The sequence below is a fragment of the Aeromonas allosaccharophila genome (genome assembly GCF_000819685.1).
Lineage (GTDB): Bacteria > Pseudomonadota > Gammaproteobacteria > Enterobacterales > Aeromonadaceae > Aeromonas > Aeromonas allosaccharophila.
Genome location: NZ_CDBR01000002.1, coordinates 1 through 25,202, shown reverse-complemented (window position 1 = coordinate 25,202; position 25,202 = coordinate 1). Strand labels below are relative to the sequence as shown.

Sequence of the window (25,202 nt, the reverse complement as noted above, 5' to 3'; positions counted from 1 at the left end):
ACGGGCCATCAGGCAAAGATCAGAGTGCTCACCCCAAGGCCGACGAAGAGGATGGCGCAGGCGATGCGGATCCCCTTGAGCGGCAGCTTGTCTGCCCCCAGCTTGCCGATCAGCACCACCGGCACGTTGGCCAGCATCATGCCGAGGGTGGTACCGGTAATGACCTGCACCAGCGAGTCATACTTGGCGGCCAGCAGCACGGTGGCGATCTGGGTCTTGTCACCAATCTCGGCGATGAAGAAGAGCACGAAGGTGGCCATAAAGGGGCCGTATTTATCCAGCGGGCTCTCCTCGTCATCCATCTTGTCCGGCACCAAAATCCAGATAGCCATGGCAATAAAGGCGATGGCGACCAGCCAGGTCATTATCTTGGGATCGAGCCAGCGGCTGATGAACTCGCCAATCCAGGCGGCGCCCGCATGGTTGAGCAGGGTAGCCGCCAGCATGCCGGCGATGATGGGCCAGGGCTTGCGAAAACGGCAGATGAGCAGCAACGCCAACAGCTGGGTTTTATCGCCGATTTCGGCAATGGCGACGCTGAGGGTTGAGGTTAACAAGGCTTCCATAAAAATGACCGGGGGACGGAATTGTTATAAACCAAAGACAAGCCTGCGCCATCCGTCCCCGGTATTGGCACTGGCCCGTCAAAGGTCTTGTCAAATCCATGACTTGCATGGATCACCCTGACCATGGTGATTTGGCACCAAGTATGTTGATCAGGGTCGCAAACCGGTATTCATGCAATGGATGGCACCGGCGTGCGAGACTACTCCCCCTCGATGGGAGCGGGCATTCTAGGGAAAAACCGCATGAGTGACAAGGGGATCAGCCACCCACCAGCTTGACGCTGAAACCGGCTTTCTCCAGCTCGGTTTTGATCAGGTCCCGTTTATCCCCCTGGATCTCGATCACTCCCTCCTTGATACCGCCTCCGGTGCCGCACTTTTTCTTGAGCAGGGTGGCCAGGGATTTTTGCTGATCGGCGGGTACGCCATGAATGGTGATCACCCCGGCGCCCTTGCGCCCCTTGGTCTCGCGGCGAATGCGCACGGTGCCGTCGGTGGGGAAGGGGGAGGCGGATTGGGGAGCGCTCTGCTCCTTGATCATGTCGCCATCTGTGCTGTAAACGAGGCGGCTGTTGTTGTCGTGACTCATGGCATTACTTTATGGGTTAGCTAAGCGGAGTTTGATTTTACTCAAATAAAAGTTGAAGACACAGCTTATAATGCCCCAAGTAAAAGCGAATTATTATTGTTTAACTTCAGGAGTCAGTCATGGTACTCACGCAGTTGTCACCGGGACAGAGTGCTCGCATCAAGAATATGAATCAGCTCGCCCGGCCGCTGCGCCGCAAACTGATGGTGATGGGCCTGTTGCCCCAGACTGAAGTCATCTATCTGCGCTCCGCCCCCCTGGGGGACCCGCTCCAGATCCAGTGCCAGGGGATCTGTCTCTCCATGCAAAAGAGTCTGGCCCAGCAAATAGAAGTCGAGCCGGTATAACCCCCTGCTCGGCTACCGCTCCGGTCAAGAAAGTCACCGGGAGCGGTTCAGAGACAAGAAGTCGAACCTGCAAAGCGGCTTGCCACACACGCGGCGGGTTCAGAAGAAAATAGAGGTAGAGCTGGTATGAATTATTCCCTGGTAACGGTAGGTAACCCCAATAGCGGCAAGACCTCCCTGTTCAACGCCCTGACCGGCGCCCGCCAGCAGGTAGGCAACTGGAGTGGTGTCACCGTCGACAAGAAGATGGGTGAGTTCAGCGCGGGTGAGCATCACTTCAAGCTGATGGATCTGCCCGGCATCTATAGCCTGGCCAGTCAGGATGGCAGTCTGGACGAGCAGATCGCCAGCCGCTTTGCCCAGGGCCAACAACCCGACCTGCTGCTCAACGTCATCGACGCCGCCAATCTGGAGCGCTCCCTCTACCTCACGCTGCAACTGCGCGAACTGGGCCTGCCCATGGTGGTGGTGCTCAACAAGCTGGATATCCTGCAAAAGCGCCGCATCGTCATCGACGAGAGCAAGCTCGGCAAATCCCTCGGTTGCCCGGTGGTGGCCCTCTCTGCCCACAACAGCAAGCAGGTTGCCGCCTTCAAGCAGCAGATCCGCCAGTTTATCGGTCAGCCGCAAGCCGCCTTGCAGCTCGATTACGGCCACGCGCTTGAAACCGATCTGGCGGAGTTGGAGACCCTGCTCGCCCCGCATCATCTCACTACCCGTGGCCGCGCCCTGCGTCTGCTGGAAGAGGATGCGGTGATGCAGGAGACCCTGCTGCCCGGTCAGCAGGCGGCCGCCGCCAATGTAGTGGCTCGCGCCCATCAGGGACAGGATATCGACCTGCAACTGGCGGATATTCGCTACGGCCATATCCACCAGTGGGTACAACAGGCTCGTCAGCAGAAGGGCAAGCTCACCGAGGCCCAGAGCGAGTGGCTGGATCGGGTGCTGCTCAATCGCTGGATTGGCATCCCCTTCTTCCTGTTTGTCATGTACCTGATGTTCCTGTTTGCCATCAACGTTGGCAGCGCCTTTATCGACTTCTTCGACATCATGGGCGGCGCCCTGTTTGTCGATGGGGTGCACCACCTGCTGGGGCTGGTCAATGCCCCCGAATGGCTGGGCGCCATTCTGGCTGATGGCTTTGGTGTCGGCTTGCAGACCGTGGCCACCTTTATTCCGGTGATTGGCTGTCTCTATCTGTTCCTCGCGGTGCTGGAGAGCTCCGGCTATCTGGCCCGTGCCGCCTTCGTGGTGGATGCCCTGATGCGCCGCCTCGGCCTGCCGGGCAAGGCGTTCGTGCCGATGCTGATGGGCTTTGGCTGTACCGTCCCCTCGGTGATGGCGACCCGTACCCTCAACTCCGAGCGGGAGCGGCTGATGACCTCCGCCATGGCCCCCTTCATGTCGTGCGGTGCCCGTCTGCCGGTTTACGCCCTGTTTGCGGTGGCTTTCTTCCCTGAATCAGGCCAGAACCTGGTGTTCGGTCTCTACCTCATCGGCATTCTGGTGGCGGTCCTCACCGGCCTGTTGCTGCGCAGCACCCTGCTGCCGGGCAAGAGCGACTCCATGCTGATGGAGATGCCGGATTACGAGTGGCCGCGTCCGGTCAACGTTGCCATCAAGACCTGGCAGAAGCTCAAATCCTTCGTCTTTGGCGCCGGTAAAACCATCGTGCTGGTGGTTGCCGTGCTAAGCGTGCTCAACTCGCTTGGCACCGATGGCAGCTTTGGCCATCAGGAGCAGGAGAGCTCGGTCCTGAGCAAGATAAGCCAGGCGGTGACCCCGGTGCTGCACCCCATCGGTGTACGCGATGACAACTGGCAGGCCACGGTCGGTATCGTCACCGGTATCTTCGCCAAAGAGGCGGTGGTCGGGACCCTCAACAGCCTCTACGCCGGTGGTGGTGGTGAAGAGGAGGAGAGCGAGTTCTCGCTGGTGGCCAGTTTCCACGAGGCGATCGATGCCGTGGCGGCCAATCTGGCGGAGATCAACCCGAGCGACCCTATGGGATTGTCTGTCGGTGAGCTGGATGATCAGCAGGCAGCTGCCGAAGCGCAGGAGGTCGATGTCTCCACCTACGGCAACATGCAGACCCACTTCGACGGGGCGGCCGGTGCCTTTGCCTACCTCTTGTTCGTGCTGCTCTACATGCCTTGCGCCGCCGCCATGGGCGCGCTGGTGCGGGAAACCGGTCGTCAGTGGGCGCTGATGACGGCGGTATGGTGCAACTATATGGCCTTTATGTGCGCGACCCTCTTCTATCAGGTCGCGACCTTCGCCGCTCATCCGGAGCAGAGCCTGTTCTGGATCGTCAGCTACGGCCTCTCTCTGGTACTGCTCTGGTGGGCCGGTCGCCGTCACGGTGACATCGTCGCCCGCAAGGTGGTGACCTTATGATCCTGCGCGAGCTGGGGGATTACCTCGCCGCGCAGCAGAAGGTGAGCCGGCGTGATCTGGCTCGCCACTTCCACACCTCGGAAGATGCGGTGGAGGCCATGCTCGGCGTCTGGATGCGCAAGGGGCGGGTCATCAAGCGCGAGAGTCGGGTCTGTGGTGGCAGTTGCTGCGGCAAGAGCGAGGAGGTGATGTTCGAGTGGTGTGACGCGGGCCAGATTGGCATCAAGATCCGCTAAACGACTACCCAACCTCATCACCAAACATCGAACAATAAAAAACGGCAGATCCTGCGCAAGGGTCTGCCGTTTTTATTGTTGAAAACAGGCGGGATCAGGCGCTCTGGCGAGCCTCGCTCAGCAGTGCCAGCGCCGGTTGGGCGTTGTCTGGCATCAGCCGGTAGGCTTTGTGGTGTTTGACCAGGGTGGTTTTCTTGTTGCCCTGGCTCAGCAGCAGGCCGTGCTTGAAGGCCGCCTCGGCCAGCACCTTCTCGTCACCGCGCACATAGAGGGTGAGGGGTTTGACAAGCTCACCTTCCTCGATATGGCCTGCATATTCGCTATGGCTTACCACCAGACTCGCCTGACCGCCCGATTGCAGGCGCAGCTTGGTGTTCACCTCGCTCTCGGTCAGCACCAGCCAGCCTGCCGTTGCCAGCTCCTCCAGCAGGGCCGCCAGCTTGGCCCCCAGTTGTTGCGGGTTGGTCATGGCGCACTGGTATTGGAAGGCGATGCGCTCCAGTAGCCCCTTGAGATCGGCACCCGCGCCGAGGGTGCGGCCAAGCTGCACCCAAGCTTTCAAATCTTCCATCACCAGACGGGAGAAGCGCTTCTCCTTGAGGGAGTCGGCCATCCAGGTGCAGAGAAAGTGGCTCTCTTGCGCCGGAGTGCGCTTGCCCGCCTTTTGCTCGGCGGTGCGGGCCAGTTCGGCCAGGCTTTGAGTGGCCATCTCGAGCAGGGCCTGATTGTAGGTCGGAGAGGTCATAAGCAATCCTTGAGTTGACCACCAGGGGTCAACACCGATGACAGAGATGGCAAAGGCGCCAGTGGCGCCTTTGCGGTTCAATAGAGCAACTGCCCGCCTTATTTCGGCTGACGGGGCTTCTTGGCTGCAGCCAGACGCTTGAGGCGCTGACCCTGCAGCTTGGCTTCGGCCATCACCTGGGCCACGGCGTTATCTTCACGCTGCGGACGCTTGCCGAAGCGGCGACGCTCCTGCAGCTGTTTGATCAGCTCGTCACGGCTGCTCACCTCATAGCCCGGCACCATGATGCGACGGATCTTCTGGCCGATCAGGGCCTCGATCTCCAGCAGGGTGCGCTCCTCTTCACGGCTGACGAAGGAGATGGCCATGCCGCGCTTGCCGGCACGACCGGTACGACCGATGCGGTGCACGTAATCTTCCGCCAGGAACGGCAGATCATAGTTGACCACGTATTCCAGGTCCGGGATGTCCAGACCACGGGCGGCCACTTCGGTGGCGACCAGTACCCGTACCTTGCCTTCCATGAATTCGCGCAGGGCGCGGCGACGGTTGCCCTGAGCCTTCTCGCCATGGACCACGGCGGACTTGATGCCGTCGAGGTTCAGCTCCTCGACCAGCACATCACAGCTCTCGCGGGTACTGGCGAACACCAGCACCTGCTGCCAGTTCTGCTTGCCAATCAGCTCTGAGAGCAGCTCGCGCTTGCGCTTCTGCTCGACCGGATAGACGGTGTGGCTGACGGTGTCGGCGGTGGAGTTCTGCTTGTTGACGCTGACGATCTGCGGGCGATCCAGCATCAGGTTGGCCAGCTTCTTCACCGCATCGGAGAAGGTGGCGGAGAAGAGCAGGTTCTGACGGGTCTTGTTGACCGCTTGCAGGATCTTCTGCACATCGGCGCTGAAGCCCATGTCGAGGATGCGATCCGCTTCATCCATCACCAGACACTCGACGCCGGAGAGGCTGAGGTTGCAGGCTGTGAGGTGCTCCAGCAGACGGCCCGGGGTGGCCACAATGATGTGAGCGCCCGCTTTGAGCTTCTTGGCCTGCACGTCCTGCTTGCCACCGCCGACGATGGTGATGGTGGTGATATCGAGATACTTGGCGAAGTCATTGATGTTGCTCGCCACCTGAGCCGCCAGCTCGCGGGTCGGGGTCAGGATCAGCACACGGGCGTTGGAAGGCTGGACCGGCGCCGGATTGTCTACCAGACGTTGCAAAATGGGCAGGGCGAAGGCGGCGGTCTTGCCGGTACCGGTCTGGGCGCTGGCCAGCACATCGCGGCCACGGCGAATGGCCGGGATCGCCTGTTGCTGCACAGGGGTCATCTCCTGATAACCGCAATCTGAGACAGCACGCAAAATCTCGGGGGCAAAATCGAACGATTCAAATCTCATAATGGGTTCCTGTGTTCCAGCTGGGCTGTGTTTGGCTTGGTTAGCTCGGCATGAGCGAGACGGAGGTTGTAACCACCGACGGCTGCGCCTGACATCAAGTCAGAGAGTGAGCCGGAAAATGGCGGGCGCGAAGTGTAACAGATAGACGTCACAAATTCTGCCTCAAATGGTTGGAGTTTTTCCCGTGGCAGTTGCCCAGTGCAGGAGCCATCGCAAGACACTGCATCTAGTTATCTTCACGGCTGCCAGGAGCGTATGAGCGGTTGGTGAGCGCGCATAGAAAATCAGCCCCGCATTGGCGGGGCTGACTGTTAGGGAACATCAGAGCTGTGGCCGGTCAGATCAGACTGCCAGATAGTCCATGATCCCTTCGGCGGCTTTGCGCCCTTCGTAGATGGCGGTCACCACCAGGTCGGAGCCCCGCACGGCATCGCCACCGGCAAACACCTTGGGATTGCTGGTCTGGAAGGCGTATTCGGCCTGCTCGCGGGCCTTGATGCGATCCCGGTTGTCGAGCTCGATGCCAAACTCCGCCATCCAGGGTTGGGGGTTGGGCTGGAAGCCAAACGCCATCACCACCGCATCGGCAGCCAGCACTTGCTCGGAGCCCTCGATGACCACCGGGTTGCGGCGGCCATTGGCGTCGGGTTCACCCAGCTCGGTGCTCACCACCTTGATGCCGACGGTGAGACCGCGGGCATCCAGCTCGACCGCTACCGGTTGCAGGTTGAACATGAACTCAACCCCCTCCTCGCGGGCATTTTTCACCTCCCGCTTGGAGCCCGGCATGTTCTCCTCGTCGCGGCGATAGGCGCAGATCACCTTGTCAGCCCCCTGACGGATGGCGGTCCGCACGCAGTCCATGGCGGTATCGCCACCGCCCAGCACCACCACCTGTTTGCCAGCGAAGTCGATGTAGTCGGCTTGCGCCTTCTCGAAGCCCAGCAAGCGGTTGGCGTTAGCGATGAGGTAGGGCAGGGCGTCATAGACTCCCGGCGCCTCTTCGTTGGCAAAGCCACCCTTCATGTACTTGTAGGTACCGACCCCGAGGAAGACCGCATCGAACTCGCCGAGCAGATCGGCGAAGGTGATGTCCTTGCCCACTTCGGTCTCGAGACGAAACTCCACGCCCATCCCTTGGAAGATCTCGCGGCGACGCTGCATCACCTCTTTTTCCAGCTTGAAGGAGGGGATACCGAAGGTGAGCAGGCCACCGATCTCCGGATACTTGTCAAACACCACCGGGGTGACACCGTTGCGCGCCAGCACGTCGGCACAGGCGAGACCAGCAGGGCCGGCACCGATGACGGCGACCCGCTTGCCGGTCTTGACCACGTTCGAGAGGTCGGGCTTCCAGCCCATCTCGAACGCCTTGTCGGTGATGTACTTTTCGATATTGCCGATGGTCACCGCACCGAAGCGATCGTTGAGGGTGCAGGAGCCCTCGCACAGGCGATCCTGCGGGCAGACCCGACCGCACACTTCCGGCAGGCTGTTGGTCTGGTGGGAGAGCTCCACCGCCTCCAGAATGCGCCCCTCTTTGGCCAGTTTCAGCCAGTTGGGGATGTAGTTGTGGACCGGACACTTCCACTCGCAATAGGGGTTGCCGCACTCGAGGCAGCGATCCGCCTGCATCTGTACCTGCGGCTGATTGAAGGACTCGTAGATCTCCACAAACTGGATTTTGCGGATCTTGAGCGGCTTCTTGGGCGGGTCGACCCGCTGGACATCGATAAACTGAAATACGTTCTGGCTCATAGGGTTCCCTCCTTATTGCGCCTGGATTCTGAGTTCTGCACTGGAACGGCTGGTGTGACCCAGCAGCGATTTCACGTCGCTGGACTTGGGTTTGATCAGCCTGAACTTGGGCACATAGGAGTCGAAGTTGGCCAGGATCTCCTCGGCACGCGAGCTGCCGGTCTCATTGAGGTGCGCCGTGATGATGCCGCGCAGGTGCTCCTGATGGATGGCGAGATCCGCCACGTCCAGCAGTTCCACCAGCTCGGGGTTAGTGCGCTTGGCGAAGTTGCCGCACTCGTCGAGCACGTAGGCAAAGCCGCCGGTCATGCCCGCCGCGAAGTTGACGCCGGTCTGACCCAGCACGGTGACGATGCCGCCGGTCATATATTCACAACCGTTGTCGCCAATCCCCTCGACTACCGCCAGGGCACCGGAGTTGCGCACCGCGAAACGCTCGCCGGCAGTGCCTGCGGCGTAGAGTTTGCCGCCGGTGGCGCCGTAGAGGCAGGTGTTGCCGATGATGGCTGCTTCGTGGGATTTGAACGCCACGCCGACATGGGGCTTGATCACCAGCTTGCCGCCGGTCATCCCCTTGCCCACATAGTCGTTGGCGTCACCGGTGAGGATCATCTCAAGGCCACCCGCGTTCCAGACGCCGAAGCTCTGGCCTGCGGTGCCGTTGAAGTGCACCTTGACCGGATCGGCCGCCATCCCCTGGTTGCCGTGCCGTTTGACGATTTCGCCCGAGAGGCGCGCACCCACCGAACGGTCGGTATTGCGAATGTCGTAGCGGAACTCGCCGCCGCTTGAGGTTTCCACCGCCTCCAGCAGATCTTCCACCATTTTCAGGTTGAGCGGCCCCTTGTCGAAAGTGGGGTTGTGCTGCTGGCTGAACAGGCTGGAGCCTGCCGGTGCCACAGGACGGGTCAGAATGCCGGAGAGATCCAGCTTGGCCTGACGGGCTGTGAGGCCGGGCAGGGCCTCCAGCAGATCGGTACGGCCAATCAGGTCGGTCAGCTGGGTGACCCCCAGTTGGGCCATCAGCTCGCGGGTCTCCTCGGCGATGAACTTGAAGTAGTTCATCACCATCTCCGGCAGGCCGGTGAAGTGCTCGCGCCGCAGCTTCTCATCCTGAGTGGCAACGCCGGTGGCGCAGTTGTTCAGGTGGCAAATACGCAGGTATTTGCAGCCGAGCGCCACCATGGGGCCGGTGCCAAAACCGAAGCTCTCGGCGCCGAGGATGGCCGCCTTGATGATGTCGAGACCTGTCTTGAGGCCGCCATCCACCTGCAGCCGCACCTTGTGGCGCAGGCCGTTGGCGACCAGCGCCTGTTGGGTTTCGGCCAGACCCAGCTCCCATGGGGAACCGGCGTATTTGACCGAGGTGAGCGGGCTGGCGCCGGTGCCGCCGTCATAACCGGAGATGGTGATGAAGTCGGCATAGGCCTTGGCCACGCCGCAGGCGATGGTGCCCACGCCTGGCTCGGAGACCAGCTTCACCGATACCAGACAGCTTGGGTTGATCTGCTTGATGTCGAAGATGAGCTGGGCCAGATCCTCGATGGAGTAGATGTCGTGGTGCGGCGGCGGTGAGATCAGGGTCACGCCGGGCACGGAATAGCGCAGCTTGGCGATCTGGGCGGTGACCTTGTCACCGGGCAGCTGGCCACCTTCGCCGGGCTTGGCGCCCTGAGCCACCTTAATCTGCACCACATCGGCGTTCATCAGGTAGTGGGGGGTGACACCAAAGCGACCGGAAGCCACCTGCTTGATGCGGGAGTTCTTCTCGGTACCGAAACGCTTGGGATCTTCGCCACCTTCGCCGGAGTTGCTCTGACCGCCGAGGCGGTTCATGGCGACAGCCAGTGCCTCGTGGGCTTCAGGGCCGAGGGCGCCGATGGACATGGCGGCGGAGTCGAAGCGGGGGAACAGCTTGTCGGCTGGCTCAACCTGATCCAGCGCGACCGGATTGTCGACCTTCTTCAGTGCCAGCAGATCGCGCAAGGTGGCGACCGGGCGCTCGTTCACCAGACGCGCGTACTCTTTGTAGTCGGCATAGTTGCCGGAGCGCACCGCTGTTTGCAGGGTCTGCACCACATCCGGGTTGTAGGTGTGGTACTCGCCGCCGTGGACGAACTTGAGCAGGCCGCCGTGGGCGAGGGGCTTGCGCACCAGCCAGGCCTGACGGGCCAGATTGTGCTGATCCTGCTGGATGTCGGCAAAGTCGGCGCCTTGAATACGGCTCGACACACCGCGGAAGCAGGTATCGACCACCGACTTGGCCAGGCCCACCGCTTCAAACAGCTGGGAGCAGCGATAGCTGGCGACCGTGCTGATGCCCATCTTGGACATCACTTTGTAGAGCCCTTTGTTGATGCCGTTGCGGTAGTTGACCATGGCCTGGCGCAGGGACATGGTGAGCACGCCCTCTTCAACCTGTTTGGCCAGGGTTTCGTAGGCCAGATAGGGGTAGATGGCGGTCGCGCCAAAGCCCAGCAGCACCGAGAAGTGATGTGGATCGCGGCAGCTTGCGGTCTCCACCAGAATGTTGGCGTCGCAGCGCAGGTTGTTGTCCACCAGAGTGCGCTGCACCGCGCCCACCGCCATGGCGGCCGGGATCGGCAGGGTGTCGGCGCTGATATCGCGATCCGACAGCACCAGCAGCACGGTGCCACTCTTGGCAGCAGTTTTGGCCTCGTCGCAGATGCGCACGATGGCCGCTTCCAGTCCCTCTTCGGGCTTGAAGTTAAGGCTGATCACCTGATGACGGTAGTACTCCCCTTCCAGTGCCAGCAGCTGGTGGAAGTCGGAGTAGAGCAGGATCGGCGACTGGAACAGCACCCGATGGGCGTGGCCGAAGGTCTCGTTGAAGACGTTCTGCTCGCGACCGATACAGGTGGCCAGCGACATCACGTGGTTCTCACGCAGCGGGTCGATGGGCGGGTTGGTCACCTGGGCAAACATCTGGCGGAAGTAGTCATAGAGGGTACGCGGGCCGGAGGAGAGCACCGCCATCGGGGTATCATCCCCCATGGAGCCCACCGCTTCCTGACCGTTTTCCCCCAGTACCCGGATGATCTGATCCAGCTCCTCGAAGGAGTAGCCAAACAGCTTCTGATAGGTTTTCAGCTGGTCGTCGGCAAATTCGCGGCAGCCGGTCTGGCTGTCGTCCATCTGCTCGAAGGGCACCAGTCGGGTGCAGTGCTTGTCCATCCACTGCTTGTAGGTGTGGCGGTTCTTGAGATCGTCATCGATCTCGAAGCTGGTCCACACCTTGCCGTTGCTGGTATCGACCACGAACAGCTCGCCCGGGCCGACCCGGCCCTTCTCCAGCACTTCGTCCGGGGTGTAGTCCCAGGTGCCCACTTCGGAGGCGAGGGTGATGAACTTGTCCTTGGTGATGACGTAGCGGGCCGGACGCAGGCCGTTTCTGTCAAGGGCACAGGTGGCGTAGCGACCGTCGGTCATGACGATACCGGCGGGGCCATCCCACGGCTCCATGTGCATGGAGTTGAAGTCATAGAAGGCGCGCAGGTCGTCATCCATGTTCGGGTGCTTTTGCCATGCAGGCGGGATCAACAGGCGCATGGCGCGGAACAGGTCCATACCACCGGCGAGGAAGAGATCCAGCATGTTGTCGAGGCTGGAGGAGTCAGAGCCGGTGGTATTGACGAAGGGGGCTGCTTCCTGCAAATCGGGAATGAGCGGGGTGGCAAACTTGTAGCTGCGCGCCTTGGCCCACTGACGGTTGCCGGCGATGGTGTTGATCTCGCCGTTATGGGCCAGATAGCGGAACGGCTGGGCCAGCGGCCAGCGCGGGCTGGTGTTGGTGGAGAAGCGCTGGTGGAACACGCAGATGGCCGCTTGCATGCGGATGTCGGCGAGATCCAGATAAAAGCGCGGCAAGTCCACCGGCATGCACAGCCCTTTATAGACGGTGACCAAGTTGGAGAGGCTGACGATATAGAAGTAGTCGTCGTTGATGCGCTTCTCGATACGGCGGCGCACGATATAGAGGCGACGCTCCAGATCCTGTTCAACCCAGCCGGGAGGCGCGTTGACAAAGACCTGTTCAATACTGGGCAGGGAGGCTTTGGCGATGGGGCCGAGCACATTGGTATCGACCGGCACTTTGCGCCAGCCGACCAGACTCAGGGTCTCTTTTTCCAGCTCTTCGTCGATGATGTCGCGAGTCTGCTGGGCCAATACGGGGTCGGGGTTGAGAAACAGCATGCCGACCGCGTACTTGCGGCCAAGGTGCCATCCCTTCTCTTCGGCGACCGCGCGATAGAAGCTGTCGGGTTTTTGCAGCAGCAGGCCGCAGCCATCGCCTGTCTTGCCATCGGCGGAGATCCCGCCGCGGTGCTGCATGCGAGCCAATGCTGACATCGCGAGACGAACAAGCTTGTGGCTGGCTTCCCCTTCCATGTGGGCCAACAGGCCGAAGCCACAGTTATCCCTCTCCAGCTTTGGATCATATAGTGACATTGCATTTCTCCCTTGCTCGGCCTTGCATCGCACAGTCATCACCTGACTGCATAAATTGCGATTGGCTCTTGTGGTTCCGTCTGCCTGACGTGGCGAATCTCCAAACTAATGGGATTTTCTGGCGAGGTCAATCGCAGGTCAGGTTTGTCTTTGTGGTTACATTCGCATAACAAAATGTCGGATTGGAGGGATTAATTGGCTTAGATGCTGTGGTTGTTCTGTATAAGTTGATTTTGTTGGTTAAATATATCGCCATTGAAAGGTTCAATGGTGCGCTCAGCGACTGTGGGTGAATGTAGTAATTTTACCAACCCGACGTTGCTGACAGCGGAAGGGATCACATTTTCAATATCCCATGCTTGCAATTGTGTGCTGTCGGGTCTCTTTGAAATTTTCATTGTTCAACAGTGAGTTATCGGGTCTCATTTTCATATGAACGTTTACTGTTGGAATGGTCAACGATCTGCCCGACTCCATTTTTTGCGCTTTTTCTCTATATTTATTCAAATTTGACCGGATATTTATATGTTTTGCCCCCTTCGCTAGCTTGATCCAGCTCAGCCCCTGTTTTGCGCAAGCTCGTACAATGACGCTCCTTTAGCGGAGGTGTCATGCAGTTACACGAACTCGTCAATACATTCGGTCAGGATCTCAAGCAGCGTCACGGTCAGAAGATCCACAAACTCTCCATCCACGGTGCCTTCACCTGCCCGAACCGGGACGGCACCCTGGGCCGCGGTGGCTGCACCTTCTGCAATGTCTCCTCTTTTGCGGACGAGTCGGCCCAGCAGCTCTCCGTGGTGCAACAACTGCTGGCACGCCGCGACGAAGTGACCCGTGCCAAGCGTTATCTCGCCTACTTTCAGGCCTATACCAGCACCTATGCCGAGGTCGAGTATCTGCAGCGCATGTATGAAGAGGCGCTATCGGTGAGCGATATGGTGGGACTCTGTGTGGGCACTCGCCCCGATTGCGTGCCGGATGCGGTGCTGGATCTGCTGGCGGGCTATCAGGCTCGGGGCTATGAGGTGTGGCTGGAGCTCGGGCTGCAAAGCGCCAACGACAAGACCCTGCAACGGATCAATCGCGGCCACGGCTATGCTGCCTATGAGGATGCGGTAAGACGTGCCCATCAGCGTGGTATCAAGGTATGTGCTCATCTGATCGTCGGCCTGCCGGGCGAAGTGCCGATGGACAGCCTCGATACCCTGCATCGCATCGTGGCGACCGGCGTTGAGGGGATCAAGCTGCACCCGCTTCATGTGGTAGAGGGCAGTATTCTTGGCAAGGCTTGGCAAGCGGGGCGGCTTGAGGTATTGACGCTGGAGCAGTATGTGGAAGCAGCTGTCGCCATGATCCAGCACACGCCGCCCGAGGTGGTGTATCACCGGATCTCGGCATCGGCGCGCCGTCCGACCCTGCTGGCGCCGGTCTGGTGTGAAAATCGCTGGACGGCCATGGCGGACATTGCCAAAGCCCTCTCATTGAGCGGCCCGCAAGGTCACTCGCTGGGAAGACCCTTCATACTTCCTGACCTATAATTGAGTGCGTAGTTATTATTTTTACAAAAAACATAGGGTTATATAAAAAAGTTCATACCGTAAACTATAGTTTTGGTACGTTTCGGTTGATATAGTGATGCGCCATAAAAAATGTCGTTATCAATTAACATCGGCATTCACTCTGGTTAGCGTGTTAGCATGACATCGATGAAATCATGCTTTACCAATAATGAATCATGCTGCAATTGTTTCCTGACTGGTAAATATGGGGAAGGTTGCGCTTTATCCAGACCGGTTTATCTACTGAACAGGCACCTCAGTGGGAGTGTGACTCGGTGTTGAGAGTCGCTATTGCAGGATAATATGAGTGGTTATTCCTCGTGTCGGCCTCATTTATGCAGTGACAGGATGCTATGCAAGCAGAAACAAGTCGTATTGATGAGTTATTGGAGTGTCTGGTCTTCTTGACCCGTTTTTATGGTGTGCCCAACAGTCAGGATGCCCTGACGACAGGGTTGCCACTGGTCTCCGGACGCCTGACTACCGCACTATTTTGCCGCGCTGCCGAACGGGGCGGGTTATCCGCCCGTGAAGTGATCCAGCCATTGGCCGATATCTCTCCCTTGCTGCTGCCTTGCGTATTGCAGATGCGCAGTGGTGGCGCCTGTATTTTGCTGGAATGGAACGAAGATCGCAGCCAGGGGAAGGTGATTTTCCCGCAAGCTGGAGATGCCGCGCAATGGCTGACGGCGGCCCAATTGGGTGATGAGTATCTGGGTCGCCTCTTCTATGTGAAGAAGCAGTTCAAGTTTGACGAACGCTCGCCCAAGGTGCTGGAAACCCGTGATGGTCACTGGTTCTGGAGCACCTTGTTCGAATCCCGCGGCATCTATCGTGATGTGTTGATCGCCTCCATTCTGATCAACCTGTTTGCCATCGCCAGCCCGCTGTTCACCATGAACGTCTATGACAAGATTGTGCCCAATCTGGCGTTTGATTCGCTCTGGGTACTGGCGGTCGGGGCCATGGTGGTTTTTACCTTCGATTTTGTGATGCGACAGTTGCGCAGCTACTTTATCGATATCGCCGGTAAAAAGTCAGATGTGCTGTTGTCGGCCAAGATTTTCGCCAAGGTAATGGGCATGCGGATGGAGTCTCGTCCCGCCTCTACCGGTGCTTTCGCCAAACATCTGCAGGAGTTTGAATCGGTGCGGGAGTTTTTTACCTCCGCGACCGTCTCGACGCTTATCGATCTTCCCTTTGCCGTCTTCTTCCTCTTTATCATCTGGATGTTTGCCGGCGTGATGGTGGTGGTGCCCATCGTGGCCATGCTGATCCTGGTCGCCTACAGCTTCTATATACAAGAGCCGCTCAAGCAGTCCATCGAAGAGGGCTCGCGTCTGGCCTCCCAGAAAAACGCCAACCTGATTGAAAGTATTTCCGGGCTGGAAACCGTCAAGATCTTCGGTGCCGAGAGTATGTTCCAGCATCGCTGGGAACAGGCCGTCTCTCATATTTCCACCTGGGGCGTGCAGACCCGCCGCATTACCAACTCCATGTCATCGCTGGCCAGTTACATCCAGCAAGTGGTGACCGTCGGACTGGTGATCGTCGGTGTTTACCAGATATCCGAAGGCTTGGTCACCATGGGGGGGATGATTGCTGCCGTGATGCTCTCCAGCCGTGCCATTGCGCCTATGGTGCAGCTCTCCGTGTTATCGACCCGCTATAACCAGGCAAAGTCTGCGCTGGATATTCTGGAAAAAATCATGCAAACCCCGGGGGAGCAGGAGGAGGGCAAGCAATATATTCATCATCCGGTGATTGCCGGTCGCATTGAATTTGAAAATGTCTCCTTCAAATATCCGGGAATGGAAACCAGTACCCTGCACAATATCAATTTGCGTATTCAGCCGGGTGAAAAGGTGGCGATTATCGGCCGGATTGGTGCAGGCAAAACGACCCTTGAGAAATTGCTGATGGGTCTGTATCGGCCGACCGATGGCTCGGTGCGCATCGATGGATTTGAACTGGATCAACTGCCCTCGGCAGTGATCCGTCGCAATATCGGCTGTGTCCCGCAGGATGTCATCCTGTTCTTTGGTTCGGTGCGAGACAACATCATGCTGGGCAATCCCCTGGTGGATGATGTGCGGGTTTTGCGTGCCGCCAAGCGGGCGGGCGTCACCAACTTTACCAACCGGGATCCCAACGGGCTTGACCGCCAGATCGGCGAGGGGGGCCGCCAGCTCTCCGGTGGCCAGCGTCAGGCAATCTTGCTGGCGCGCGCCCTGCTCAATGATCCCCCCATTCTGGTGATGGATGAGCCGACCTCCAACATGGATAACCAGTCAGAGATGCAGGTGAAACAGGAGCTGGCTCGACTCGGCCCGGAAACCACCTTGATCCTCATCACTCACAAGACCTCGATGCTGGATGTGGCGTCACGGGTGATCGTCATCGAACAGGGGCAAATTGTTGCTGATGGCCCCAAAGAGGCGGTGTTGCAGCAGTTGAAGGAAGGCAAGGTGCGTGTGCAGGAGGTGTCTCATGGTTAAGGGGATCATGAGCTGGTTCAAGCGCAGCAAAAAGGCGCCTTCCGGCGATGTATTGCCGGCACCCGAGCATCTGGAGTTTGTCGATGATGGTGCTGCGGCTGTACTGCTGACAACACCGACCGGTGCTCGCATCCTGCTATGGTGCTGTTTCCTCTTTTTCATGAGCGCCATCGTCTGGGCGGCTTGGGCTGAGCTTGATGAAGTCACCGTGGGTCAGGGCAAGGTGATCCCATCCCGCCAACTGCAGGTGATCCAAAACCTGGAAGGGGGGATCGTCAAAGAGATCTTCGTCAAGGAGGGCGACATCGTCGAAAAGGGGCAGCCACTGCTGCGCATCGATGACACCCGTTTCCGCTCCGATTTTCGCGAGCGTGAGCAGGAGGTGGTCACCCTGAAAGGGGATGTGGCTCGTCTGCGCGCCGAGATGGCCAGTGTCGAGGTGAAAAATGAGCCTGCGCTGGGATGGCGTGAACAAGTAGTAGTGGGAGAGGCACCTATCCAGTTCCCCGATGGTTATGAAACCGTATTTGCCGAATATGCCAACCGTGAGCGTTCTGTACAGCGGGATCGTCTGAATAACCTGAAGAACCAGCTCTATATTCTTGGTCAGCAGATCGAGCAGAAAGAGCAGGAATTGATCGAGCTGAATGCCAAAATCCGCACCGTGAACCGCAGTGTGGATTTGGCCAAACAAGAGTTGAATATCAGCCGTCCGCTGGCGAAAGAAGGTATAGTGCCTCAAGTGGAGCTAATCAAGCTGGAGCGTCAGGTTAACGAGATGCAGGGGGAGCTGGAGAGCAACCGCCTGCTTATTCCAAAACTCAATTCGGTGTTGCGTGAGACCATCTCCAAGCGCAACGATATTGCGCTGAAGTTCAGGGCAGACTCTCAGACCGAACTGAATGAGAAGCAGGGGCGGCTTGGCCAGTTGTCAGAGGGGCAGGTCGGCTTGCGAGACAGGGTGGATCGCACCAGTGTGATCGCACCGCTTAAAGGCACCATCAAAAAGCTCAAGATCAACACCTTGGGCGGCGTGGTTCAGCCCGGCATGGATTTGATGGAGATCGTGCCGCTGGAGGATACCTTGCTGGTGGAGGCCAAAGTATCACCGAAAGATATTGCCTTCCTGCGTCCAGGGCTGGAGGCCATCGTCAAAATTACTGCCTATGACTTTACAATCTATGGAGGATTGCATGGCAAGGTTGAACAGATAAGTGCGGACTCGATCCAGGATGAGGAGGGGAACTCCTTTTATCTGGTTCGGGTGCGTACCGAGAAGAGTTACTTGGGCGATGAGCTTAACGCACTTCCCATCATCCCCGGTATGTTAGCCAGTGCTGATATCATTACTGGTAAAAAAAGTGTCCTAGACTATTTGCTGAAACCCATATTAAGGGCAAGGCAGTCGGCACTGAGAGAACGATAAGCCAACAATCTAAAAAACAAAACATGACTGGAGATAACATGAAAAAAACGATTGTTGCCATGCTGGTCAGTGGCATCACCCTGATCCCCGGCCTGGGTCAGGCTCAGACTCTGGAAGAGTCGGTGGCACAGACACTCGCAACGCATCCCAAGATCAAGGAAGCGTTTGATCTTTATCAGGCACGCCTCTATCAGCATGATGGAGCAAAGGGTGGCTATTATCCTACGATCGATCTGCGTGGTGGCGTAGGCTATGAAAAAACGGACAGCCCTACAACTCGTTCTCCTGTGTTCAGTGGCGATGATTCACTGACGCGTAAAGAGGCAGGACTGAGTTTACGGCAAATGTTGTTTGATGGCTTTGATGTCAGCAACAACGTGTCCCGAACAGAAGCTGAAGCCAATGCCCAGCGTCTGGCGATGATCTCCGAGGCAGAGAACACTGCGCTGAGGGTGGCGGAGGTGTATCTCAATATGCTGCGCCAGCAGGAGATCCTGGAGCTCTCCAAACAGAACCTGGAAACCCACGAACAGATCCGCAGCGACATCAGCAAGAGGACTGATTCGGGGCTGGGTTCTACCGCAGACCAGACCCAGATCGATGGTCGTGTTGCCCGAGCCTATTCAAATCAGGCCGCTGCCGAGAACAACTATCGCGACGCAGAGAGTGAATTTATTCGTGTCGTCAACGAGGTTCCCAAAGATCTGGTACAGCCGGTTCCCAATACCGAGCGTATTCCGACCAGCCTCGATACTGCCCTGAAAACGGCGACCGAAGTCCACCCGACCCTGCTCTCCTCACTGCAGGATATCGAAGCGGCCAAGTATCAGCATGAAGGCGCCAAGTCCGGTTTCTACCCCAATGTGACATTTGAGGTCGATCAGAACTGGAATGAGGATATCGATGCGGTCAAAGGCCGTAACGATGACCTGACCGCCATGGTGCGGATGCGTTACAACCTGTTCCGTGGCGGTTCTGATGTGGCAGAGAGCAATGCAACATCGGCTCTCTACTCTCAGGCGAAAGACATTCATCTGAATGCGTTCCGCCAGGTGGAGGAAGGTACTCGTCTGGCCTGGAACGCGAAAGAGTCGCTGGCCAAGCAAAAAACCTTCCTGAAAGAGCATGTTGACGCCAGCTACGATACCGTACAGGCATACAAGAAGCAGTTTGGCTTGGGTCAACGGACTTTGCTGGACGTATTGAACACCGAGAACGAATTGTTCGAGGCGCGTCGCAGCTACATCACTGCCGAGTATGATGCACTGCTGGCGGACTATCGCATTCTTAACGCGACAGGCAGCCTGCTCAATGCATTTAGCGTCAAACAACCCGCTGAATGGCAGGCCAAGCAATAACCGTTTGCCCATGATCCCGCCGGGATGATGGACGCCATCATGGTGACTGCTGCTGGCAGTCACCATGTTTGGCTAAAGCAGGTGGTTGCACGGGGTTTGAGGAGTGCAGCAGCAATAATGCAGCAGGAATATGATGTGACACTCCAGCGCGGGATCGGTGGCAGATGGTGTTATCTCCTCAATGAATGGAGATACCTAGCCCTACGTGCTCTGCGCCACTCCCTATGGATCCTGCTGTTACCCTTCTCACTGTTGCTCTGTGCCAGTCAGCCTTTGCCACAAGAAGATCTCAACTTGATCAAGCGGGCGGAGCAGACTTACGGCGCCAGAGCCGGCAAGCGTGTCACCAGTTGGCGTATGCTGGTCATGGAGACGAAGGGCAGAGCACTGAGCGAAGAAAAAAAGCTCGAACGGGTAAATAATTTTTTCAATCGGATGCGTTTTATTGACGATATCAAGTTGTGGCGCAAGAAAGATTATTGGGCAACCCCGTTGGAGTTTTTGGGGGCCGCCGGGGGAGACTGTGAAGACTTCAGTATTGCCAAATATTCAACTTTGCTTGAATTGGGTATCCCGGACGAAAAAATGAGGATGGTCTACGTCAAGGCGCTCGATTATAACCAGTTTCATATGGTTGTTGCCTATTACGAGACGCCATCATCGGTCCCGGTGATCTTGGACAATCTTATCGGTTCTATCCGTCCTGCAAGTCAACGTCGGGATCTGGTACCTATTTATAGTTTTAACGGTAGTCACTTGTGGTTGATGAAGGCGCGTGGCCAAGGGGAACTGGCTGGTCAATCATCTCGCTTGGGATTATGGAATGATTTACGCAATCGCATGACATCGGGGCGATTGGCTCGGCCTGTGGTGAATTTGGATGATTAACCTATGACGCTCTATCGACAGTTATTAGCCACCATGCTGCTGCTGTTTGGATTGTTATTTGCGGCCACATACTGGGTGCAATTCAATTCAACCCGCACTTATCTGGCGCAGCAACAGGAAACAACGGTCATCAATACGGCAACCTCACTGGGGCTTGCGCTCACCCCCTATCTGGAGAATGGTGACAAGGTCGGTGCCGAGTCGGTGATCCAGGCCATCTTTGATGGCGGCTATTATCGACTGGTTCGCCTCGATCTGCTGGCATCAAAGGATGTTATCGAGCAGGAAAATACCAACACCATTCAGGGTGTGCCGCAGTGGTTTATCAATTTGGGGCTGTTTCCCGAGGTATCCAACGAGTCAATTCTGACGTCTGGCTGGCTGCAGCTTGGAAAATTAAAAGTGGTTGGCCATCCGGGCCAGGCTTATTACGAGTTGTGGCGCGGAATGAGCGAACTGGCGAGCTGGTTTCTGGTCGGTTTCTTGATCACCACGATTTTGTTGATGAGAGCACTTAATTACTTGCTCAAGCCACTCAAACAGATCTGTGAACAGGCAGTCGAGATTGAGCTGCACCATTTTGGTCATACGATACCGGAGCCTAACACCCATGAATTGAAACAGGTTGTTCAGGCGATCAATACCCTCTCAGGCAAGTTGGCGTTGCAGTTCAAAGAGCAAGCCGATGAGGCCGAGAAATTGCGTGAGCGGGTTTATGTCGACGCTGTGTCTGGCCTTGGCAACCGTGCCTATTTTGTAGGGCAGGTTAACGCATGGATAGCGGAGGCTGGTCAAGGTGGTGTCATGCTGGTTGCGGTCGATATGCTGGACGATATCTATCGTGATGAAGGCTTTGCGGCCAGAGACAACATGGTCAAATCGATCGCACAGGCCTTGAAAGAGCAATTAAAAGGGTGGGATGGCGCAGCCTTGGCTCGGATCTCCGCGACGGAATATGCGCTGCTCTGTCCAACTGATGATCTCAATCAACTAAAAGAATTGGCTGAAGTGATTAATAGCCGCATCGCCGATCTGGTGGTGAATCCAATGGGCGAAGGCGATGCGCTCTCCGTCATCGGTATTGCCGGTCGTGATGGTAATGATGATCTCTCTGCCTTGTTGACCAAGGCCGATAATGCGCTTGGCAAGGCGCGCAATGAACGCCGTGGTGCTGTCGTGATGGAAGGGGGCACCGAACAAGGTTTGATGGGGCGTTTGGCTTGGCGAGATTTGGTCCAAGATGCCATCTCACGGCAACTCTGGCGTTTCAAAGCCCAACCAGCTTGCCGATTCGATAATGGCGCCAGGTTGCATGCCGAGCTGTTTGCCTCTATCTCCCGTGATGGCACAGACTATTTTGCTGGCCAGTTCTTGCCCGCAATTGAACAGTTCAAACTGGGTGGCGAGTTTGACCAGGCGGTTCTCGATGCCTGCGTTCCTTTATTGCAAAAGCAGTCTGATCTGGTGCTTGCGATCAACATCACTGCTGGCTCGCTCTGCTCGGATGAGTTTTTAACCTGGTTGACGCGCTATCTTACCGATCATGTCGAGTTGAAAGAGCGGCTGCTATTCGAAATACCTGAAGTCGCCATCATGAAGCATAAAGATAACGTCGCTGCGTTGGTGGGTACTTTGCAGGCACATGGCTTCCAGTGGGGGGTTGACCACTATGGTCGTCACTTCCAGTCTCTGGGTTATCTGGAGGAGTTGTCGCCAGCTTATGTCAAGGTCGACCATGGTTATACCAGCCAGGTTATGGAGCCAGGAGCTGACACCTCATTCTTGGCCGCAGTGTGCCGGGCTGCACACAATGCGGGTGTGACCACCATTGCGACCCGTGTCGAAGATCAACATCAAGTCGAGTTGCTCTCCAAGTTGCATATCGATGGTTATCAGGGATTTGTTCACCCCGCCTTCCCATTGTCTTGAATAAGACTCCATAAAATGGCCCCGAATGGGGTCATTTTTATATCTATCTATTCTCTTTTCTCCATCTTTATATAATCAAAGTACACGTAGTGCTGAATGGGGCTGCCTATAGAGCTCTGATTTATATTGAAAAAACTGAACTCTTCGATTTTTTTCCGTGTACCTGTTCGATGCAGATCGAAATGCATACATTTTTGCAACGGAACAGAACGCTATCTCCTTCTACGGTATAGACATCAAGATCTGTCACGTTGGAGCAATGGATATGCGTACCCAAATTATCGACAAGTCCGTGGTTGTCTCAGCCATCGAAGGGAATGTGGAGATTGTGTTGGCTGATGGAAGCAGCCGCCCTCTGCAAAAAGGTGAAATCCTCCAACCCGGAGCCAAGTTGACCATAGCGGATGATGCCAAGCTGGCACTTTCCCCTTATGACGACACACCTGCACAGAATTCACCTACGGGTTCCGAGTCGGTTGAGCCAGGTCAACCGCAAGGAGCTTCGCCCACCGAAGGCGCCCCTTCCGATATTGCCGCATTGCAGCAATCGATTCTGCAAGGTGTGGACCCTACTCAGAATTTTGAGGCTTCTGCAGCTGGTGGTGCTCCTGCTGCCGGTGGTGGTGGCGGTATTGGAGGCGTCGCCGGAGCGAGTGGTAATGGTGGCTTTGTCACTATCGATCGAACTGGTGATGCGACCATTGCCGAGGCCGGTTTTGATACTACTTACGATACAGGTGTCGTTATCAATGAAAATCAGGCAGAAGATTTAATTCTTGAGAATCAACTTGATGATTTGAGTGAAGCCGTCGTGACCCTCGAAGACTCTCAGGTCAGCGGTAATCTGCTCGAAAATAGCACCAATCCTGATGGACCAGCTGATGCCTCTATCGTTTCATATGACTGGGGTATCAACATCGGTGTGCCTGCTGGAGTTGATGCCACTATTACTGGTGTGGGCACGCTGAGCATCAATCCGGATGGGAGTTATACCTTCACGCCAGCGCCTAACTATGATGGCGCCGTTCCCCCAATAAATTATCAGGTGACTGATGGCCAGGACACAGTGACATCAACACTCGTTATCTCCATCACTCCGGTTGATGAAGAAGTAGATCTGGCTGGGCTGGATCGGGAAGGGGGTGAGGTACAAGTCAGCGATACCAATTTAGCGGATGGCTCGGCTCCCAACGCTGCAGCCTTGACTCAAAGTGGGGTGTTTACCTTCAATGCTCCTGACGGCGTCCAGAGCTTGACTCTGGGGGGCGTTACATTGATCACCGATGGCCAGTTAGGCGCGTCGTTTCCACAGTCCATTATCAGCCCATTAGGAAATGTACTGACCATCACAGCGGTGACCTACAACCCCGCGACCGGTGAAGGGCAAGTCAGTTACAGCTATACCCTTGGCGATAATGAAAACCATACAAGACCCGTCAATGACAACTCCCTGAGCGAAAGCTTCAGCGTTGTACTGATCGATAGTGATGGTGATACGGCCAGCGATACCCTTGATGTCACCATTTTGGATGACATACCAACTCTGGCTGATGGGGAAGAACAATCTGTGCGCAGTTTGGTCCATGAAGATGTGCTGACCAGCGGCAACAGCGAAGGGTCTGGCCAGAGTGTGAGCGCAACAGGGCTGGCTGGTACCCTCAATGCGCTGGTCAACTTTGGTGCCGATGGGGCAGGTAGCTTTGGCCTTGGCAGTGATGTCAGTAGCCTGGAAGGGCAGGCCTTGACCAGTGGCGGGGTGGCGCTGAACTACAGTGTGGCGGGCAATGTGCTGACAGCCAGTGCGGGTGGCGTGCCGGTCTTTACCCTGACCGTGGGGGCAGATGGCAGCTACGGCTTTACACTGAGTGGTCCACTGGACCATCCGGTTGCAGATGGTAACGACAGTGAGCAGCTGTCAACCATGGGCATCGACTTCTCTGGCGTACTGACAGCCACTGATGGTGACGGAGACACGCTGACAGGTGGCTTCCCTGCGGGGAGTTTTGCCATCAACGTGGAAGATGATGTGCCGGTACTGGCTGGTGGTGAAGAGGCGCCGGTTCGGGTTGCCGGTCAGGTGCACGAAGATGCGCTGACCAGCGGCAACAGCGAAGGGTCTGACCAGAGTGTGAGCACAACCGGTCTGGCTGGCACCCTCAATGGGCTGGTCAACTTTGGTGCCGATGGGGCCGGTAGCTTTGGTCTTGGTAGTGATGTCAGCAGCCTGGAAGGGCAGGCCCTGACCAGTGGCGGGGTGGCGCTGAGCTACAGTGTGACGGGCAATGTGCTGACAGCCAGTGCGGGTGGTGTGCCGGTCTTTACCCTGACCGTGGGGGCAGATGGCAGCTACGGCTTTACCTTGAGTGGCCCACTGGACCATCCGGTTGCAGATGGTAACGACAGTGAGCAGCTGTCGGCCATGGGCATCGACTTTTCTGGCGTACTGACGGCCACCGATGGTGATGGCGACCCGGTCGGCACCTTCAATGGCGGCAGCTTTGTCATCGATGTGGAAGACGATGTGCCGGAGCTGGTTGAGCGCGATGAAGCGTTCGAGCCAGTAGGCGGACTGGTTAATGAAGATGCCCTGACCGGCGGCAATGCCGACAGTGGCCAGACTCTGGTGGCCACTGGTCTGGAGGGCAGCCTGTTCGCGCTGGTCAGCTTCGGTGCCGATGGCGCGGGCGGCGTTATCCTCGGCACTGACTTCAGCACCCTGCTGAGCCAGAACCTCATGTCAAATGGCAAGGGGCTGGTCTACAGCTTGGTCAACGGTGTCCTGACCGCCACCGCAGGGGACGGAGGTCTAACCGTGTTCACCCTGACGGTGGGGACGGATGGCAGTTATAGCTTCGCGCTCAAGGCCCCGCTCGACCATCCGCTAGCGGATGGCGATGATAGCGAAACCCTGCCGGGGCTGGGCATTGACTTCTCCGGGGTGCTCAATGCCACCGACGGTGACGGTGACCCGCTGACAGGCGGCTTCCCGGCGGGCAGCTTTGTGATCGACGTGCAGGACGACGTGCCGACGGCGCGTGC

Annotated in this window: 16 protein-coding genes; 10 read left to right on the top strand and 6 right to left on the bottom strand. The window is 57.3% G+C overall.

The genetic code is table 11. The features are described 5' to 3' along the window. Nucleotides 1-8: 8 nt before the first annotated feature. Both BN1115_RS00235 and BN1115_RS00230 read right to left on the bottom strand, forming a co-directional pair. Nucleotides 9-566, bottom strand: a complete 558-nt coding sequence (locus BN1115_RS00235; protein ID WP_005346773.1) for a TMEM165/GDT1 family protein — start codon at nucleotides 564-566, stop codon at nucleotides 9-11. A gap of 259 nt (nucleotides 567-825) precedes the next feature. Next, nucleotides 826-1,155, bottom strand: a complete 330-nt coding sequence (locus tag BN1115_RS00230; RefSeq protein ID WP_042655563.1) for a translation initiation factor — start codon at nucleotides 1,153-1,155, stop codon at nucleotides 826-828. 119 nt (nucleotides 1,156-1,274) lie between these two features. Between BN1115_RS00230 and BN1115_RS00225 the strand changes: the two genes are divergently transcribed. The 3 genes from BN1115_RS00225 (at nucleotide 1,275) to BN1115_RS00215 (ending at nucleotide 4,135) form a co-directional block, all read left to right on the top strand. Beyond that, the gene (locus BN1115_RS00225) at nucleotides 1,275-1,502 is read left to right on the top strand and encodes a FeoA family protein (RefSeq protein ID WP_005337384.1); all 228 of its coding nucleotides are present in this window, start codon (nucleotides 1,275-1,277) and stop codon (nucleotides 1,500-1,502) included. A gap of 126 nt (nucleotides 1,503-1,628) precedes the next feature. Continuing rightward, entirely contained in the window at nucleotides 1,629-3,899 is a 2,271-nt protein-coding gene (gene feoB, locus BN1115_RS00220; RefSeq protein WP_042655562.1) for a Fe(2+) transporter permease subunit FeoB, read from the top strand. After that, nucleotides 3,896-4,135, top strand: a complete 240-nt coding sequence (locus BN1115_RS00215; RefSeq protein ID WP_005350974.1) for a FeoC-like transcriptional regulator — start codon at nucleotides 3,896-3,898, stop codon at nucleotides 4,133-4,135. The genes feoB and BN1115_RS00215 overlap by 4 nt, the downstream gene beginning before the upstream one ends. A 94-nt stretch (nucleotides 4,136-4,229) precedes the next feature. Here the strand turns inward: BN1115_RS00215 and BN1115_RS00210 are convergent, their stop codons facing one another. The 4 genes from BN1115_RS00210 to gltB form a co-directional block, all read right to left on the bottom strand. Next, on the bottom strand, nucleotides 4,230-4,880 hold the full coding sequence (locus tag BN1115_RS00210) for a DUF2913 family protein (protein ID WP_042655561.1): 651 nt from the start codon (nucleotides 4,878-4,880) through the stop codon (nucleotides 4,230-4,232). A gap of 98 nt (nucleotides 4,881-4,978) precedes the next feature. Continuing rightward, nucleotides 4,979-6,274: a DEAD/DEAH box helicase gene (locus tag BN1115_RS00205; RefSeq protein WP_005337380.1), complete on the bottom strand. Its 1,296-nt coding sequence runs from the start codon at nucleotides 6,272-6,274 to the stop codon at nucleotides 4,979-4,981. 342 nt (nucleotides 6,275-6,616) lie between these two features. Beyond that, nucleotides 6,617-8,032 (bottom strand): FAD-dependent oxidoreductase, encoded by a 1,416-nt coding sequence (locus BN1115_RS00200; protein WP_042655560.1) that lies wholly within the window; start codon nucleotides 8,030-8,032, stop codon nucleotides 6,617-6,619. A 12-nt stretch (nucleotides 8,033-8,044) separates the two neighbouring features. Continuing rightward, nucleotides 8,045-12,502: a glutamate synthase large subunit gene (gltB, locus tag BN1115_RS00195; RefSeq protein ID WP_042655559.1), complete on the bottom strand. Its 4,458-nt coding sequence runs from the start codon at nucleotides 12,500-12,502 to the stop codon at nucleotides 8,045-8,047. 611 nt (nucleotides 12,503-13,113) lie between these two features. Between gltB and mnmL the strand changes: the two genes are divergently transcribed. The 7 genes from mnmL to BN1115_RS22050 all read left to right on the top strand — a co-directional run. Then, a complete protein-coding gene (gene mnmL, locus BN1115_RS00190) occupies nucleotides 13,114-14,043 on the top strand; it encodes a tRNA modification radical SAM protein MnmL/YtqA (protein ID WP_042655558.1) in 930 nt (309 codons plus the stop codon). Nucleotides 14,044-14,417: 374 nt separating this feature from the next. Next, nucleotides 14,418-16,562, top strand: a complete 2,145-nt coding sequence (locus BN1115_RS00185) for a type I secretion system permease/ATPase (protein ID WP_042057686.1) — start codon at nucleotides 14,418-14,420, stop codon at nucleotides 16,560-16,562. Beyond that, nucleotides 16,555-17,988, top strand: coding sequence for an HlyD family type I secretion periplasmic adaptor subunit (locus BN1115_RS00180; RefSeq protein WP_175566106.1), 1,434 nt, complete (start codon nucleotides 16,555-16,557; stop codon nucleotides 17,986-17,988). The genes BN1115_RS00185 and BN1115_RS00180 overlap by 8 nt, the downstream gene beginning before the upstream one ends. Before the next feature lie 38 nt (nucleotides 17,989-18,026). Next, the gene (locus tag BN1115_RS00175; protein ID WP_042655557.1) at nucleotides 18,027-19,346 is read left to right on the top strand and encodes a TolC family outer membrane protein; all 1,320 of its coding nucleotides are present in this window, start codon (nucleotides 18,027-18,029) and stop codon (nucleotides 19,344-19,346) included. A gap of 135 nt (nucleotides 19,347-19,481) precedes the next feature. Then, nucleotides 19,482-20,234 (top strand): transglutaminase-like cysteine peptidase, encoded by a 753-nt coding sequence (locus BN1115_RS00170; RefSeq protein WP_234606357.1) that lies wholly within the window; start codon nucleotides 19,482-19,484, stop codon nucleotides 20,232-20,234. A 3-nt stretch (nucleotides 20,235-20,237) separates the two neighbouring features. After that, nucleotides 20,238-22,163, top strand: a complete 1,926-nt coding sequence (locus BN1115_RS00165) for an EAL domain-containing protein (protein ID WP_042655556.1) — start codon at nucleotides 20,238-20,240, stop codon at nucleotides 22,161-22,163. 265 nt (nucleotides 22,164-22,428) lie between these two features. Continuing rightward, nucleotides 22,429-25,202: retention module-containing protein (locus BN1115_RS22050; protein ID WP_244152176.1), on the top strand; the 2,774-nt coding region annotated here is incomplete at its 3' end.

Coding starts and splice junctions, on each gene's coding strand:
- BN1115_RS00235 (WP_005346773.1), bottom strand. CDS start 566: ATGGAAGCCTTGTTAACCTCAACCCTCAGCGTCGCCATTGCCGAAATC.
- BN1115_RS00230 (WP_042655563.1), bottom strand. CDS start 1,155: ATGAGTCACGACAACAACAGCCGCCTCGTTTACAGCACAGATGGCGAC.
- BN1115_RS00225 (WP_005337384.1), top strand. CDS start 1,275: ATGGTACTCACGCAGTTGTCACCGGGACAGAGTGCTCGCATCAAGAAT.
- feoB (WP_042655562.1), top strand. CDS start 1,629: ATGAATTATTCCCTGGTAACGGTAGGTAACCCCAATAGCGGCAAGACC.
- BN1115_RS00215 (WP_005350974.1), top strand. CDS start 3,896: ATGATCCTGCGCGAGCTGGGGGATTACCTCGCCGCGCAGCAGAAGGTG.
- BN1115_RS00210 (WP_042655561.1), bottom strand. CDS start 4,880: ATGACCTCTCCGACCTACAATCAGGCCCTGCTCGAGATGGCCACTCAA.
- BN1115_RS00205 (WP_005337380.1), bottom strand. CDS start 6,274: ATGAGATTTGAATCGTTCGATTTTGCCCCCGAGATTTTGCGTGCTGTC.
- BN1115_RS00200 (WP_042655560.1), bottom strand. CDS start 8,032: ATGAGCCAGAACGTATTTCAGTTTATCGATGTCCAGCGGGTCGACCCG.
- gltB (WP_042655559.1), bottom strand. CDS start 12,502: ATGTCACTATATGATCCAAAGCTGGAGAGGGATAACTGTGGCTTCGGC.
- mnmL (WP_042655558.1), top strand. CDS start 13,114: ATGCAGTTACACGAACTCGTCAATACATTCGGTCAGGATCTCAAGCAG.
- BN1115_RS00185 (WP_042057686.1), top strand. CDS start 14,418: ATGCAAGCAGAAACAAGTCGTATTGATGAGTTATTGGAGTGTCTGGTC.
- BN1115_RS00180 (WP_175566106.1), top strand. CDS start 16,555: ATGGTTAAGGGGATCATGAGCTGGTTCAAGCGCAGCAAAAAGGCGCCT.
- BN1115_RS00175 (WP_042655557.1), top strand. CDS start 18,027: ATGAAAAAAACGATTGTTGCCATGCTGGTCAGTGGCATCACCCTGATC.
- BN1115_RS00165 (WP_042655556.1), top strand. CDS start 20,238: ATGACGCTCTATCGACAGTTATTAGCCACCATGCTGCTGCTGTTTGGA.